The sequence below is a fragment of the Mycobacterium noviomagense genome (assembly GCF_010731635.1).
Classification (GTDB): domain Bacteria; phylum Actinomycetota; class Actinomycetes; order Mycobacteriales; family Mycobacteriaceae; genus Mycobacterium; species Mycobacterium noviomagense.
In genome coordinates this window covers 3,087,753-3,102,784 of the sequence record NZ_AP022583.1, presented here as the reverse complement: position 1 = coordinate 3,102,784, position 15,032 = coordinate 3,087,753, and the positions used below count along the sequence as shown (strand labels likewise).

The window sequence follows — 15,032 nt, the reverse complement described above, 5'->3', positions numbered from 1 at the left end:
CTCCTTCAGCCGGCGGGGTAGCCCACCGATTTGATCTCCGTGTATTGGTCGAACCCGGCCACGCCGTTCTGGCGGCCGATGCCGCTGTACTTGTAGCCGCCGAACGGTGTATCGGCGCCGTAGGGTGCGGCGCCTTGCGCGCCGATGAACCCGGCCCGTATCCGGCGAGCCACCGCCAACGAGTGCTCGACCGAACCCGACATCACGTTGCCGGCAAGGCCGTACATGCTGTCGTTGGCGATGCGGATCGCGTCCTCTTCGTCGTCGAATGGAATGACGGAGAGCACCGGCCCGAATATCTCTTCCTGTGCGATGGTCATCTTGTTATCGACGTCGACGAAAAGCGTTGGCTGCACCCAGAATCCCTTGTCGAATCCGGCCGGTGGCTCGGTGCCGCCGACGAGGCAGGTGGCGCCCTCGTCGATGCCTTTCTGGATGTAGCCGAGCACGCGCTTGCGCTGCTTGTCCGAAATTACTGGACCGCAGAGGGTTCCAGGATCCTGCGGGTCTCCCGGGGAGACGTTCTCGTACATCGCCTTGAGGTTGGCTACGCCTTCGTCATACCGAGACCGTGGCAGCAACAACCGGGTCGGGTTCGCGCAGCCCTGTCCGGCGTGCATGCACGGCGCGATGCCGATCGCACATGCCATCGCGAAATCGGCGTCCTCCAACACAATGGTGGCCGACTTGCCGCCGAGTTCGAGGAACAGGCGCTTCATCGTCGCTGCGCCTTTCTCCATGATGCGCTGCCCGACCACGGTGGAACCGGTGAACGAGATCAGGTCGACCTTGGGTGACAGCGTGAGTTCCTCCCCTACCAGGTGATCCGACGCGGTGACGACGTTGACCACACCGGCGGGGATGTCGGTGGATTCGGCGATCAGGCGCCCGAGCCGGGTCGCGTTGAACGGGGTGTCGGGGGCCGGTTTCAGCACGACGGTGTTGCCGGTGGCCAGCGCTTGGGCGAGCTTGTGGATGGTGACTTCGAACGGGAAGTTCCACGGCGTGATCGCGCCTACCACCCCCACTGGTTCGCGCCACACCTTACGGGTGGTCATCTGACCGGTCACAGCCACGAGCGCGTCGCCAAGATCGGTCTCCCAAGGGTATTCGTCGATCAGCTTGATCGGGTACCGCAGCGCATCGGCCAGTGGGGCGTCGAGCTGTGGCCCGTAGGTGATCGCGCGCGGGCAGCCGACCTCGAGGATGAGCTCTTCGCGCAACGCTTCCTTTTCGGCCTCGAGCGCTTCCTGGAACTGCTCGAGGCAGGCCTTGCGAAAACCGGGGCTGGTCGACCAGTCGGTTTCGTCAAACGCCCGCCGCGCCGCGTCGATTGCGCGGTGCATGTCCGCCTTCGACGCGTCGGCGACTTCGCCGAGCACCTCCTCGGTGGCCGGGTTGATGTTGGTGAACGTGCCGGCCTCGCCGTCGACGAGCTTGCCGTCGATAAGCATTCGCGACTCGAAGCGGACTTTCGTTGTGTCAGCCATGATGCTCACTCTCTTTCTCCGGCGTTGCGCAGGGCACCGGGGCGTGGGAGACCCATCGCCAGACGGGTCACATGAAAAAGTAGCCTGCCCGGCAGCACGCGGGTGGCGATCAGCAACATACGCGCATCGATGCCTATCGCGTGCCGCGCGAACGGGGCGCGCTCGTCGAGAACCTTGGCGAGCCGTCGCGCGAAGCGTTCCGGTGGGTTGGCAAGGACACGCATTGCTAGCCGACCGCGCCGATCGATCTTGGGATGGTGCGCGCCGTACGGGCCCTCGAAATCGCGATGGTCAGAAGTGCCAGCGTCGGTGATGATGTCGGTGTCGAACGTGCCGGCCACCACGACGGTGACGCCTAACCCGAACGGTGCGATTTCGCCGGCCAGCGATTCGGCCCACCTCTCCAAGGCGCCCTTTGCGGCGGAGTAGGCGGCGATCGAGGGCATGCCGCGGACACCGCCCTGGCTGGAGATCACCACGATCCGGCCGCGGCCGGCGGCCCGCATCGAGGGCAGCAATGCCTTGGTCAGCATCACCGGTCCGAAAACGTGGGTGGCAAACATCCGCTCCCACAGGTCCATCGGTGTTTCCTCAAGCATTCCCGCCGCCGATATCCCGGCATTGTGCACCAGCACATGAGGCGCCCCGACGGTCTCCTCCATCGTTTTGGCCGCGGCTGTGATCGATGCGGAGTCGGTGAGGTCGAGCTGCACGCCGACCAAACGTGGATCACCGGCGGGTGCGCCCGTTGCCGCCCGTAGTTTTTCGAGCCCGGCGTCGGGGGTGCGCATCGCTGCGACGACCCGCCAGCCTTGCTTGTAGAGTTGGACCGCGGACGCGAAGCCGAGGCCTCGCGACGCGCCAGTGATGACGACCGTAGGCGGCTCACCCATGGCCGGGCCCACACGGACCGCCGCCTGCGGGCGGCTCTACTTGCGGCCGCCCGTGAGGCTGTGCGCTCATCCACGTCGACCAGATGCCCACCGAGTATGGGCCGGGCGATCCTGCTTTCTCGTAAAACCCTTGGGGATCATAGACTTTGGCTTCTGGATAGGGCCACGGGCAGGCGACCGAGGTGGCGGTTCGGGTCCACTTGATGATGGCGAACCCGGTGCCGTAGCCGAAGTAGGCGATGTTGATGATCACGAACATCACCACGAACATGCCCAGCGTCGGGTGGCCGGCGAAGACGCGAACCCGTTGAGCGAGCTTTTCGGCAACTGTGCGGCCGGTGTCGTCGCGATACAGCAAGACACCCGCCGGAATCATCACGAATGTCACCATCACGGTTTCCCAGATGAACGGGAATTGGTATGTCTTGCCGGTGAATACCGAGCCGAACGGGATCACTTGGGAATAGATGTAAAAGCCGGTGCGCACCAGCGTGACCTCGAGCATCGCGTCGATCACTATCCCGACAGGCAAGATGATCGCCGCCAGACTGATCAGCGGGTGGCGCCAGACGAACGAGTCGAGGGGCCGACGCGCCTGGATCTTGCGCAGGATCCAGATTGCCGGGAAGTAAGGACCGAGGTAGAACATGATGTAGCCGATCACCAGGAACGGCTCCACCGTCGGTGACAGCGACACCAGGGGCCAATCTTCCGGCCAGTGCCACAGTTGCGGGTTGTAGACAGCGTAGGGCGACCAGTTCATGATGGGGTCCTGCCAGACGATCAGCGTCGTCACGATTCCCATCAGCAGTACGGGATGAGCGGGATGTCTGCGCCACGCCACCACGTAGACCGCGATGATGATCGACATCGAGATGATCGTGAAGATCTGAAACAGCCCCAGCCAATGGTGATAGCCGAATAGGGGTTCCACCGGTCGCGGAGCGCCAATGACGTTCGGATTTCGGATTCGTTCGGAGACAGCGCCTTTGCGCGCAAAGTACGCGACGACGGCGAGCACCACAACCGCGACGAAGACCCAGAAGACGGTCCAAACGGACCCCTTCTTCGGTTCGGCGGTCTGACGCGCGGTGGACGGCTGCGCCTGCTCGGTGGTCATTGGTCACTCCTCACCGAAGCGGGCGACAAGATGGGAGGTGACGCCGTCCGCGTCGAGTTTGCGGGCTACCAGGTAGCCGGCGCCCATCCAGGCCCGTCGTGTCCAGTTGCCAAACGAAACCCTGGTACCGGGTGCGCCGGAGGCGGCCGGCATCATCTTCACCCGCTCCAGTGCTTCTTTTACGCCCCTGGGGCTTAATGGATGTGCGTCGCTCAATGCACGCACTAACGTCATCGCGATGTCGCGGTTGACGACCGGCACGCACCACTCCGGGCGCCGACCGTAGGCCTCGTTGTATTCGTCGAGGAACTTCTGTCCCACCAGGTTGCCCTCGTCGTATTGGTCGATTCCGACCCAGCCCATGAATGCGTTCCACATGATCGGGTTGAGCCACGCGTTTTGGAACGCGGTACTGGTGAAGCGAGGCGGGTCCCAGTCCAGCGCTTCGAGGGCAGGGTTGATGAACACGATTCCGAATCCGAAGCCGCAGTGCACAATCGCCGGTGCTTTCGCTTCGTACAGTGTCCGTACCGCCTCCGAAATGTCTTGGCCTGTCTGCGCGATCGATGCCTCCGCCACGATGCGGATTCCCTTGCGCTTGCAGGCCTCGCGGAAGTTCGCCAGGTAGGTCTCGCCAACCAGTGACCGCTCCTTCAGCACACCGACCTCGGTGTGGCCGCCTTTGGCAAGCAGATCCGACCAGAAAATCGGCTCGTCTGTCAGCGATCCCATCGGGAAAGAGAAAAACCATTCTCCAAGCGCTGCGTCTGAGCCGGTGACGCTGATTGCCGGCACCTTGAAACGCTCCTCGATCGCCTCTCGCGTGGGAACCGCATTGTCCGTGATGCTCGGGCCGAAGATTGCCAGACAGCCCTCGTCGCACAGTTCGCCGTAAGCATCGATGACCGCCTTGACCGACCCCTTGGGTAGTCCTTCCACCTCCCGGTAGATGATTTCGATGGAACGGTCGAGCAGGCCGTGTTCGGTGGCTTGTTTGAAGACCAGGTCGAATGGCTGCGTCAAGTCCTCGAAGTACGTCTCCGGAAAGCCCTCGGGCAGCCGGAAGTCCATCAGGTAGCCGATCTTGATCGGCTCGGCGGTGCTCTCGTAGGACATCTGACCTCCGGGTCTCTGGCGGTCTGCGCAACGACTGTGCGGTACGACCTAATATTTGTTCTGACCCTAGCGGTGGCTGTGGCGACCGTCAATCATCGTCAACTGGGGTGGTCGCTCAGGTACACGTCGATCATCTCGACGAGCCCGCTCGACACCACGGAGTCGTCGGTGAGGGGCCCGGCGATCGCAGCGCGTGCGGCTTCGCGCAGGGTCAGTCCTTCGGCCACCAGCTGGCCCGCCGCAACGAGCACTCTCGTCGAGGCCACCTCGCGCAGCCCCGCGGTTTCCAGGCGGCGGATCGCCTGGCCCAACCGCACCAGCTCGGCAGCCTTGTCGTGGTCGATGCCAGCTTCGTGCGCCACGATCTTCTCCTCGACGTCCGGCGCGGGGAAGCCGAATTCGATCGCGACCATTCGTTGCCGCGTTGAGTCTTTGAGATCCTTGAGCACGCTCTGGTAGCCCGGGTTATACGACACCACAAGGCAGAATTCCGGCGCGGCGTCCAGTGTGATGCCGAGCCGCTCGATCGGGAGCTGACGGCGGTGATCTGCCAAGGGATGCAGGACGACGGTGGTGTCTTGGCGGGCCTCGACAACCTCGTCGAGGTAGCAGATCGCGCCTTCGCGCACGGCCCGCGTCAGTGGGCCGTCGACCCACTCCGTCTCGCCGCCTTTCAGCAGAAACCGCCCGACCAGATCCGCGGTCGTCAAGTCGTCGTGGCAGGCTACGGTGATCAGCGGCCGGTCCAGGTCATGCGCCATGGCTTCGATGAATCGAGTCTTGCCGCACCCGGTCGGTCCCTTGAGCACAATCGAAAGCCTCTGCCGGAAGGCAGCTTTGAAGATCTGCTCTTCGTTGCCGACGGGTACGTAGTAGGGTCGCGGTCCGCGCATTTCGCTACGCCACCCGCCGTCGAACATCAGCAGAGCCCAGCGCCGAGCGAAACAGCGGTCCGATGGCCTGACCGAGTTCCTCGAGCCGCGGAATAGTCGCGTGCGCGGCGCTGCCGAATACCCGCTGCAGGTCATCGACATTCGTACTGGCGCCGACCGTCAGGCACAGGCATCCGATGCCCCGGCGGCGGGCCTCGGCAAGCGCACGGTGCGCGTCGGCGGCGCCGTACACGCGTTCATAGCCGTGGTCGTACGCCAGACCGTCAGACAGCACGACCAGCAGCCGACGTGGCGTGCCGCCCCGGCTCTCCAGCACTGCGGCGCCGTGCCGGATCGCCGCCCCCAGCCTGGAGTACGCGCCTGGTTTCAGCCCGCTGAGTCGCCGCATCACCAGGGCGTCGAGGTTGTCGTCGAAGCGCTTCACCGGCATCAGGTGCACCGCCGAGCGGCCCTGCGAGTGAAAGGCATACAGCGCCACACGATCACCGAGATCATGGAGAGCAGACGTCAACGCAGCCGCCGCCGCGCGCTGTTGCGTGTGTACGGTCTCACCGATCGCGCCGGGCTCGGCCACCGAGCCGGAGACATCGAGCAAAAGCAGCGCGGCAAGGTCGCGGCGGCGGCGAAGGCTGTCGACGTACACTGCCTCGTCGGGGGCGGAGCCGGCCATCAGCTCCACGCGTTCTTCGACCGCGGCGTCGATATCGATGTCGTCGCCTTGAGGCTGTCGGTGGTACCGGTCCAGACCCAGCCCGAGGCGGGCGAGCGGTCGACGCACACCGTAACCGCCCCACATTCCCGTCGATGTGCTACCCGTAGGCAGCGGCTCCACCTCGTGCACCGTGCACCAGTCCGGCCGGTACCGGCGCCGGTAGATGTCCCATTCGGGATACTTTGTGCCGCCGGTTTCTTCCTCGGCCCCGTCCACCGCTGGCGCCATGCGGTTGGAGACGACGGCGCTGGCGCCACCTCGCGGAGTGGAGCGCTTCCGGTGCGTCGGGGTATCCGCCCCGGGCTGGCCGCCCTCACCCAGCCGGCGCACCGCACCGAGCATCTTCTGGAACAACCGGCCCAGCGCACCGCCGCCGCCGATCGGGCTTGAGAACATATCGACAGCGTTCCCGGCGTTGTCGTCGTCGAGTTCGGCGAGTACCTGGTCACGCTGCTGACGCGGGATGTGCTGGCCGGTCGTGTGCAATTTCTCCTTGAAAGCCAATAGTTTTCGCGCACGAATCTCTCCGAATACCATGGGCGGGTCGGCGATCGCCTCGCGGCTCCGCGCAGCGGCCAGCGACGCGGCGGGCGAATCGGTTCGCGCTGCGAGCTCCCGGTCGATCAGCGGGCGCACCGACAACGGCAGCAGATCCTCGTTTGTTGTCAGCGCCCGATGGCCTTCGATGGCCAAGTATCGCCGCGCCACCGCGGAGCGCCGGTTGAGCCTGCGCGTGATCGCAGGTTCGAGGCTTCCGGCTGCGAGCAGCGACGCCTGGATGGCTAGCGCTTCGAGCTGGAATCGGACGCTGGTGGCCGGGTCCAGGAAGATGAGGCTGCCGTCGGTCCAGGCCGGCTCGCCAGGCATGCCCGCTGCGACCTGCACCGTGCGGCCTGCGAGCGCGGAGGCAAGCAGGTTGAAGCGCCGCAGACTGTCTGCTTCTTCCACGGAGCCCTCTTCCGGCAGGGTGGCGTCTGGTTGACCAAATATCTGTTCCACCGTAGAGTTCGGCTTGGCCGCAGTCAAACGTGTGAGGCCGACAGGACACCGTGGATTTTTCATACCCTGCCGAAGTGGAGCACTTTCGCAATGAATTGCGGGCGTGGCTGTCTGCCAACCTGACCGATGACGTTGTGGCCGCGGGCCGCATGGGCGGCCGCGACGATGCTGCATTCGAGACGCTGCGGGCATGGAACGCGACGATCGCGGACGCAGGCTGGGCGGCCGTTTCTTGGCCGCGTGAGTACGGCGGTCGCGGCGCGACGGTGCTGGAGCAGCTCGTGTACGCCGAGGAGACAACTCGGGCACGGATGCCTGTCCCGCTCAACGTCATCGGGATCAACAACATCGCGCCGGCGATCATGCAGTACGGAACCGAGGAGCAGAAACGCACGCTGCTTCCCCGGATGGTTCGCGCCGACGATATTTGGTGTCAGGGAATGTCGGAACCTGAGGCTGGATCGGATCTCGCCTCGCTGCGTACTAAAGCGGTGCGGGTCGGAGACCATTTCGTGGTCAACGGTCAGAAGATCTGGACTTCGCTTGGGCACCGAGCTGATTGGTGCCAGCTGTACGTGCGTACCGACCCGGAAGCGCCGAAGCACAAGGGGATCTCATGCCTGATCGTCGACATGGCATTACCGGGCATTCAGGCCCGGCCTCTCGTGACCCTCACGGGAGAAGCCGATTTCGCCGAGCTGTTCTTCGACGATGTGCGGGTGCCGGCGGATGCGCTGCTCGGCCCGCAAAACCAGGGTTGGCAGGTCGCCACCACCACGCTCAGCCATGAGCGTGCCGGAGCAGCGCGGCTATACGCCGGATTGCAGGTGCAGCTCGAGGATCTGGTGGCCGATCTGGCGGGGATCGCGGTCAACGGCCGGCCGGCGCTGCAGGATCCCGTGACGCTGCGCCGCCTTGGAGAGCTGGCGGTGCGGACCAAGTACCTGGAAGTGCTTTGCCAGCGGTCGATTTCGGCGATGCTGCACGGTGGCGACGCCTTCGCGTCGGCCAGCCTGGCCAAGACGATATGGGGCGAGCTCGGGCAAGACCTTGCCGCACTAGCTTTCGACGTGCTTGGGCCCGTCGCCGCCAATGGTCGGTGGGCTGAGCGCCGGCTGGCCTCGCGCTCGCTCACGATTGCCGGCGGCACGACGCAGATCAACAAGAACGTCACCGCGCAACGCGTCCTGGGGTTGCCGCGCAAATGAACCTCGAGATGGGCGACGAGCAGCTGGCCCTTCGCGACACCGTGCGGCGGTTCCTTGCCGAAAAAGCCACGATCGCCGGTCACGTGCGCCCTCTACTTGATGATCCGACGGGCATGACATGGGACGTCTGGCGAGGCCTTGCCGACCTCGGAACCACAGGGCTTTTGGTGCCGCAACGGCACGGCGGTGCTGGCATGAGCATGGTGGAAGCCGGGATCGTCCTCGAGGAACTGGGTGCGGCGCTTTACCCGGGGCCTTGGCTATCGAGCGCAGTCGCGGCGACTCGTGCGCTGACCCGATTTGGCGCTGAGGAAGCCGCGCTCTTGGCCGGGATCGCGGCCGGCGCCACGATTGCCACGGTGGGCCCTTTGGACTTCGACCGATCGCTGCCGAGGGCCAGCGAGGAAGGCGGTCGGGTGGCGCTGCATGGCGAGATCGCCCAGCTACCGGACGCTGCCGCGGCACACGTGCTGCTGGTGCTGGGTAACGACCCCGACGGCACAGCGCTTTTCGCAGTGGAGACCTCCTCCCCCGGTGTCGCTGTAACACCGCAGCCGGGAATCGATCAGACCCGCAAGCAGTTCCGCGTCGCACTTGACGATGCCCCGGCGCAGCGTCTCGCCGTCGGCTCCCCGGATACGGTCGACGCGCTCATCGACGACGTGCTGATCGCCTCTGCCGCCGACGCGCTCGGCGCTGCCCATGCGGTCATGGATTCAGCAGTCGAATATGCCAAGGTGCGCAAGCAATTCGGCCAACCGATCGGTTCGTTCCAAGCGATTCAGCATCTGTGCGTCGACATGTTCGAAACCGTCGAGCTGGTACGTGGCGGTGTCATGCACGCGCTGTGGGCTGCCGACGCCGCTGAGTCCCACGAGCGGCACTTGGCCGCCGTGCGCGCCAAGGCATTCGCCTGCCAGCTGGCCTCCGTCGGCGACACCGCGATCCAGGTTTTCGGCGGTATCGGCTTCACCTGGGAGCACGATGCCCATCTCTATCTCAAGCGCCTTCTGAACTGGCAGTCGTTCCATGGCGGACCCGACCGCTACCTCGAGGAGGTCGGTGCGCAACTCGTACACCAATTGGCAAGGAGCAACGCATGATCAACTTCACCGACCAGGTCGCCATCGTCACCGGAGCAGGGCGAGGCCTTGGCCGGCTGTACGCGATCGAGCTGGCGCGCCGCGGCGCCGCTGTGGTCGTCAACGATCTCGGCGGAACCATGCACGGAGAGGGGTCGGACGCCACGGTCGCCGACCAGGTCGTCGAGGAGATCGAGCGGGCGGGCGGCACCGCAGTGGCGTCGCATGATTCGGTCGACAGCCCCGAAGGCGGTGAGACGATCGTGCGCGCCGCCCTCGACCGGTTCGGCCGCCTCGACGCGGTGGTGAGCAACGCCGGCATCTTCAACAGCATCCCGTTCGAGGAGCTGTCGCCTCAAGACTGGCGACGCATGCTCAGCGTGCATCTCGACGGCGGTTTTTATCTGAGCCAGCCCGCCTATCGGGTGATGAAGACCCAGGGCTACGGCCGGTTCGTGTTCATCTCCTCGTCCGGCGGGATGTTCGGCCAGCCACTCGAAGCGCATTACGCCGCGGCCAAAGCCGGCCTGGTCGGGCTGACCAACGTCATCGCGATCGAAGGCGCCGAGCACGGGATCCTGGCCAACACCGTGCTGCCGTTCGGGTTTTCCCGCATGGTCACCGAAACCGTCGGCGACGCGAAAGCGCTTGAAGAACTGGGCTTTCTGAAAGTCATCCAGCCTGAACTGGTCGTCCCCATGGTCGTCTTCCTGGCCAGCCGCGAGTGTGACCTCACTCATCAGAATTACTCCGCCTGTGCTGGGCGCTTCGCGCGGGTGTTCGTCGGGCTCGGCCAGGGCTGGCTCGCCGAGCCGGGAAGCAAACCGACCGTCGAAGACGTCGCTGAGCATCTGGCCGAGGTGTCGGCCACCGAACCGTTCACCGTGCCGGGATCGATTTTCGAGGAAGTCTTCGGCGTCTGCGAGCGGCTGGGAATCACTACGTAGTTACTGCGATCGCCTACCGGGGCTGGTTCGCTACACCGGGGAACAACTGTGCCGTGGGGCCGGCGGTCACCCAACCGGCCAGCTTGGTCACGAGATGAGGCGCGAAAACAGCTCCGTAGAGGACGTTTCCGATGACGACGACGGCGATGACGGACAGAACCGACGATTGAAGTCGGCTCGTCGACCTCTTGTCGGCCCACATTTCAATGACATTTCGTCCTTCGGAATCCGTCCGCCCAAGCAGGTAAGTGAAGACCATCATCTGCACGCCCATCGCCAGGGAGTCGTAGATCGGGTACTGGTGCTTGGTCCCTTCCCACAGTCCCAGCCCTGGGATCACACGGCCGTAGTAGAAGACGCCCAACCGGGCTCCCACGATCGCGTTGAAGAGGAAGGCCCAGCAGAACCCGACGACGAGCCCGACAGTAAGGAGCGTGGCGGGTCTGCGCCAGCGAAACTTCGCGCTCAACCATCGACCGAGCGTCGCGCCGATCACGGCGGGCAGCACGAAGTAGGAGATGTAGCCGATCGGCACGGACGAGGGCAGCCCGCCCCACGTCATGTTCAATGGCCACCACGACGGCATGCGAGGCAGCGCAGGGGGGAACTGCGCGTACATCGCCCAGTCGTAGGGGGCCTCGATCCACGAGAACGAGATCGCCGAGATGCACAGGAGCAGGAGTGGGTGCAGGCGGCGCTGGCGATAGCTCAGGTACACGCCAATTGCGACAAACGCGACGCCTCCGACGTAGGCGAAGCCGATCGCCGCCTTCAGCAGGGACGTCAACTCGGCGCTCATCGATCACGCTCTTGGCTCGGAGCACGACGTGCTTCCGGGTCGAAGTGTTGCACCAGACCGAATATCAGGACGATCAATCCGAATAGCGTGCCCAACATGATGACAGCGCCCACGGCCCGATCTCCCGACTTTGTTGACCAAATATCTGTTCCACAGTAAAGTCGCGCTCGTCGGACGCACAAGGAGCAGACACCATGAAAATGGACGACTTCATCCTGGTCTCCGTCGACGACCACCTCGTCGAACCCCCCGACATGTTCGAGGGTCACATCCCCGAGAAATACAAGGACGATGTGCCCAAGCTGATCCAGCGACCCGACGGCACGGACGCCTGGGTATTCGAAGGGCAGGAAGCGACCAATGTCGGTCTGAATGCGGTCGCTGGCCGCCCACCGGACGAGTACGGCGCCGAGCCAACCAAACTCAGCGAGATCCGCGAGGGCTGCTACAACATCCATGAGCGGATCCGCGACATGAACGCCAACGGTGTCGTCGCCGCGATGAACTTCCCGTCCTACCCGCAGTTCTGCGGTCAATATTTCGCTCGCGCAAAGGACAAGGGCCTCGGCCTGACGGTTCTGCGTGCCTACAACGACTGGCACATCGACCAGTGGTGCGGCACGTACCCCGGTCGCATGATTCCGCTCGCGCTGCCGCCGATCTGGGACCCGCAGTTGATGGCCGAGGAGGTGCGGCGGGTGGCCAAGAAGGGCTGCCACGCGGTGACGTTCTCCGAGAACCCGGAAAAACTCGGGTATCCCTCACTGCACAACCCGCATTGGGATCCGTTCTGGCAGGCCTGCAACGACGAGAACACGGTCGTCTGCCTGCACATCGGCTCGTCGTCGTCAGTAGTCATCACATCGATCGAGGCGCCAGTCGACACGATGATCACCCTGCAGCCGATGAGCATCGTCAACGCCGCCGCCGACCTAGTGTGGTCGCCGGTGCTGCGCAAGTTTCCCGACCTGAAGTTCGCGTTGTCCGAAGGCGGGATCGGCTGGATCCCGTACTTCCTCGAACGCATCGACCGCGTCTACAAGATGCACCGGGCCTGGACGCATCAGGATTTCGGCGACAAGTTGCCCAGCGATGTGTTCAACGAGCGGATCATCACCTGCTTCATCGACGACGGCTTCGGCATCGAGAGCCGCCACAAGCTCAACATCGACATGATCACGTGGGAATGTGACTATCCGCATTCCGATTCCACCTGGCCGGTCGCGCCGGAGACGCTGGCCATCTACCTCGACGGTGTGCCCGACGACGAGATCAACAAGATCACCCACGAGAACGCCATCCGGCTTTTCTCGTTCGACCTGTTCAAACACATCCCACGTGAGCAGGCCACCGTCGGCGCCCTGCGGGCGCAGGCCAAAGACGTCGACCTGGGTTACCGATCCTCCGCACGGCTCAAGAAGACCGGCACGGACACCGTGACAGTGCTGGACCTTGCCGCGAAGCTACCGACGTCGAACTGACTGCAGTCTCGTGGACATCGAGCACCTACTGACCGCAACCCGGTCGGCCCGAAAGTCGCTCGATCTGGATGCGCCCCTCGACCTCGGCGACATCCGTGACTGCCTTCGCATCGGATTACAGGCGGCCAACGGATCCAACCAACAGTCCTGGCGCTGGCTCGTGGTCACCGACCCCACGCTGCGCGAGAAGATCGCCGGGCTGTACCGCGACGCCTACCTGCTGCGGGTGGGCGGCCAGATGGTCGCCGAATTGGTGCCCGCCGACACCCCTGGTGGGCGTCTGATGTCGTCGACCGAGTGGCTCGTCGAGAACATGGCGAAAGTGCCGCTGCTCGTAATCCCCTGCTATGAACCATATTTGCCACGCATCGACGGCGACGAGTCGTTCCACCAGGCCACCCTGTACGGCTCGATCTTCCCGGCGGTGTGGAATTTCCAGCTTGCCCTGCATACCCGCGGTTACGGGACCTGCGTGACGACGCTGCACCTGCACCACGAGGACGCCGTCCGCGAGCTGCTCGGCATCCCGGACAGTTACGTGCAGGGGTGCCTCCTTCCGGTTGGCCGTCTGCGCCACGGCAAGACGTTTCACCCGGCACGTCGACGGCCACTCGAGGAGGTGGTCGCCGTCAACGGGTGGGACGGCCCGACCATTTAGACGTAGCACTGATGAACGTGTCAGGCGCCTTGACAGCAAACCCGACATAGCTACGGGGTTCGGGCGGCGCGTGCCCGTTCAGCGGGCGCACAGCGAGGTTACCCTCTGGTAGCGTAAACCAAAAGTTGGGTCGGCGTTTCGGCCCGACCAGGACGCAATCCGGCGCCGTGGAGGTGTTGTGGGGCTTCAGCAACCGGCCCGGGCTACGGTCTCCGCGAACCCTGCCCGCCTAGAGGCACGCGACAACAAGGTGCCGGTACGGGCTGGCCGCTCCCGCTCTGGGGCTGCCGGCAAGGATGCCGGAGGAGCCTACGACGACGGGACGCGGCGGACCGAAATCCTCCAGACCGCTGCTTCGTTGATCGCGTCTTCGGGCTTACGGACGTCGCTGCAGGAGATCGCTGACGCCGCGGGCATTCTTCCCGGAAGCCTGTATCACCATTTCGAGTCCAAGGAAGCGATCCTGGTCGAACTGGTCCGGCGATATCACGCCGATCTGGAGCGCATCGGCGAAATCGCCCACGACAGACTGGATGACCCCGGCTCGCGTCCGATCTCCGAACAGATCGTCGAGCTGGGTGCGGCGATCGCGCGGTGTGCCGTGCAGCATCGCGCCGCGCTGCAGATGTCGTTCTATGAGGCGCCGAGCGCCAATCGGGAACTCGTTGCACTCCTGCGGCAGCCACCCACCGCCGTGCAGGAGGCGATGCTGCAGACGTTGCGGGCCGGCAGGTGGAGCGGCTACATCAGAGCCGATATCGATCTGCCCACGCTGGCCGACCGCATTTGCCAGTCGATGATGCATGTCGGGCTTGACATCATCCGGCACACCGCTGTCGCCGACCAGGCCGCAGCGCTATTGTGCCGCATCATGTTGCAGGGGCTCGCAAGCCGACCGCCCAGTGACCAGGAATTGAACAATTCCAAGGCGTTTGCGGTCGCGGAAGAAGCCATCGAGACATGGGTCGAGGAGACTAAGTCTGAGGTCGACGACAAGGCCGCGTATGTCCGCGCGGTCGCGCGAGCCGAATTCGGCCGCAAAGGTTACGAAGTCACCACCATCAGAGACATCGCTTCGGCCGCTGGACTCGGCACCGGCACCGTCTACCGACTGATCGGCTCGAAGGACGAACTTCTCGCGTCGATCATGGAGTCGTTCGGCCACAAGGCCGGCGGAGGATTTGCCAGCGTCCTTCGCGCTGATGCAACACCCGTCGAAAAGCTCGACGCACTGACCTGGATCAACATCAATGCGTTGGACCGCTTCCCGGACGAGTGGAAGATCCAGCTGGCATGGATGCGCCAGTCTCCACCGGATACGCCCAATCCCGGCTTGTTGTTCACCATGCGGCTGCGACAACTCAAATCGTTGCTATCCGACGGGATTAGGTCTAAAGACATCCGCATTGACAGCCCCTCGCTCGAGATGCTCTCGCGCTGCGTCATGGACGTTCTGTGGATGCCCGAAAACATCGTTCGGACCCAGGGGAAACAGACCGCGCTGAGCCTTGCGCGCGACACGGTGGTGCGCGGAGTCGCCGAGCGCACGGGCTGAACGCCGAACCTATTGAAACCAAATATATGTTCCGCGTAGAGTGCTTTTGTGCTTCTGCAGTAGCCTCAGAGAGGAGAGC

13 protein-coding genes are annotated in these 15,032 nt (G+C 64.3%); 6 read left to right on the top strand and 7 right to left on the bottom strand.

The window, feature by feature from the left end; all coding sequences use genetic code 11:
• Nucleotides 1–5 precede the first annotated feature (5 nt).
• From G6N15_RS14555 to G6N15_RS14530, 6 genes are all read right to left on the bottom strand, one after another.
• Nucleotides 6–1,490: an aldehyde dehydrogenase family protein gene (locus G6N15_RS14555; RefSeq protein WP_083086422.1), complete on the bottom strand. Its 1,485-nt coding sequence runs from the start codon at nucleotides 1,488–1,490 to the stop codon at nucleotides 6–8.
• A 5-nt stretch (nucleotides 1,491–1,495) separates the two neighbouring features.
• Nucleotides 1,496–2,383, bottom strand: coding sequence for an SDR family oxidoreductase (locus G6N15_RS14550; protein WP_083086419.1), 888 nt, complete (start codon nucleotides 2,381–2,383; stop codon nucleotides 1,496–1,498).
• The gene (locus G6N15_RS14545; RefSeq protein ID WP_083086191.1) at nucleotides 2,376–3,503 is read right to left on the bottom strand and encodes a spirocyclase AveC family protein; all 1,128 of its coding nucleotides are present in this window, start codon (nucleotides 3,501–3,503) and stop codon (nucleotides 2,376–2,378) included. Before G6N15_RS14545 ends, G6N15_RS14550 begins: the two co-directional genes overlap by 8 nt.
• A gap of 3 nt (nucleotides 3,504–3,506) precedes the next feature.
• Entirely contained in the window at nucleotides 3,507–4,619 is a 1,113-nt protein-coding gene (locus tag G6N15_RS14540) for an ABC transporter substrate-binding protein (RefSeq protein ID WP_083086193.1), read from the bottom strand.
• Between the two features lie 98 nt (nucleotides 4,620–4,717).
• Nucleotides 4,718–5,512 carry a CbbQ/NirQ/NorQ/GpvN family protein gene (locus G6N15_RS14535; protein ID WP_139797733.1) on the bottom strand — a complete coding sequence of 265 codons (795 nt, stop codon included), beginning with the start codon at nucleotides 5,510–5,512 and terminating at the stop codon, nucleotides 4,718–4,720.
• A 4-nt stretch (nucleotides 5,513–5,516) separates the two neighbouring features.
• Entirely contained in the window at nucleotides 5,517–7,172 is a 1,656-nt protein-coding gene (locus G6N15_RS14530; RefSeq protein ID WP_232070239.1) for a nitric oxide reductase activation protein NorD, read from the bottom strand.
• 101 nt (nucleotides 7,173–7,273) lie between these two features.
• Between G6N15_RS14530 and G6N15_RS14525 the strand changes: the two genes are divergently transcribed.
• Genes G6N15_RS14525 through G6N15_RS14515 form a run of 3 tightly spaced genes read left to right on the top strand, consistent with a single transcriptional unit; the run spans nucleotide 7,274 to nucleotide 10,460 of the window.
• A complete protein-coding gene (locus G6N15_RS14525; RefSeq protein WP_083086425.1) occupies nucleotides 7,274–8,431 on the top strand; it encodes an acyl-CoA dehydrogenase family protein in 1,158 nt (385 codons plus the stop codon).
• Nucleotides 8,428–9,534, top strand: a complete 1,107-nt coding sequence (locus tag G6N15_RS14520; RefSeq protein ID WP_083086200.1) for an acyl-CoA dehydrogenase family protein — start codon at nucleotides 8,428–8,430, stop codon at nucleotides 9,532–9,534. The genes G6N15_RS14525 and G6N15_RS14520 overlap by 4 nt, the downstream gene beginning before the upstream one ends.
• Complete coding sequence (locus G6N15_RS14515) at nucleotides 9,531–10,460, top strand: SDR family NAD(P)-dependent oxidoreductase (protein WP_083086202.1); 930 nt, start codon at nucleotides 9,531–9,533, stop codon at nucleotides 10,458–10,460. The genes G6N15_RS14520 and G6N15_RS14515 overlap by 4 nt, the downstream gene beginning before the upstream one ends.
• 13 nt (nucleotides 10,461–10,473) lie before the next feature.
• On the opposite strand, the gene G6N15_RS14510 is transcribed toward G6N15_RS14515, so the two are convergent.
• Nucleotides 10,474–11,259, bottom strand: coding sequence for a spirocyclase AveC family protein (locus G6N15_RS14510; RefSeq protein ID WP_083086204.1), 786 nt, complete (start codon nucleotides 11,257–11,259; stop codon nucleotides 10,474–10,476).
• A 194-nt stretch (nucleotides 11,260–11,453) separates the two neighbouring features.
• On the opposite strand from G6N15_RS14510, the gene G6N15_RS14505 reads away from it, so the two are divergent.
• The 3 genes from G6N15_RS14505 (at nucleotide 11,454) to G6N15_RS14495 (ending at nucleotide 14,953) form a co-directional block, all read left to right on the top strand.
• Nucleotides 11,454–12,740 carry an amidohydrolase family protein gene (locus tag G6N15_RS14505; RefSeq protein ID WP_083086206.1) on the top strand — a complete coding sequence of 429 codons (1,287 nt, stop codon included), beginning with the start codon at nucleotides 11,454–11,456 and terminating at the stop codon, nucleotides 12,738–12,740.
• A 10-nt stretch (nucleotides 12,741–12,750) separates the two neighbouring features.
• Nucleotides 12,751–13,398 (top strand): nitroreductase family protein, encoded by a 648-nt coding sequence (locus tag G6N15_RS14500; RefSeq protein ID WP_083086208.1) that lies wholly within the window; start codon nucleotides 12,751–12,753, stop codon nucleotides 13,396–13,398.
• A gap of 250 nt (nucleotides 13,399–13,648) precedes the next feature.
• Complete coding sequence (locus G6N15_RS14495; protein ID WP_083086428.1) at nucleotides 13,649–14,953, top strand: TetR/AcrR family transcriptional regulator; 1,305 nt, start codon at nucleotides 13,649–13,651, stop codon at nucleotides 14,951–14,953.
• Nucleotides 14,954–15,032: the final 79 nt, after the last annotated feature.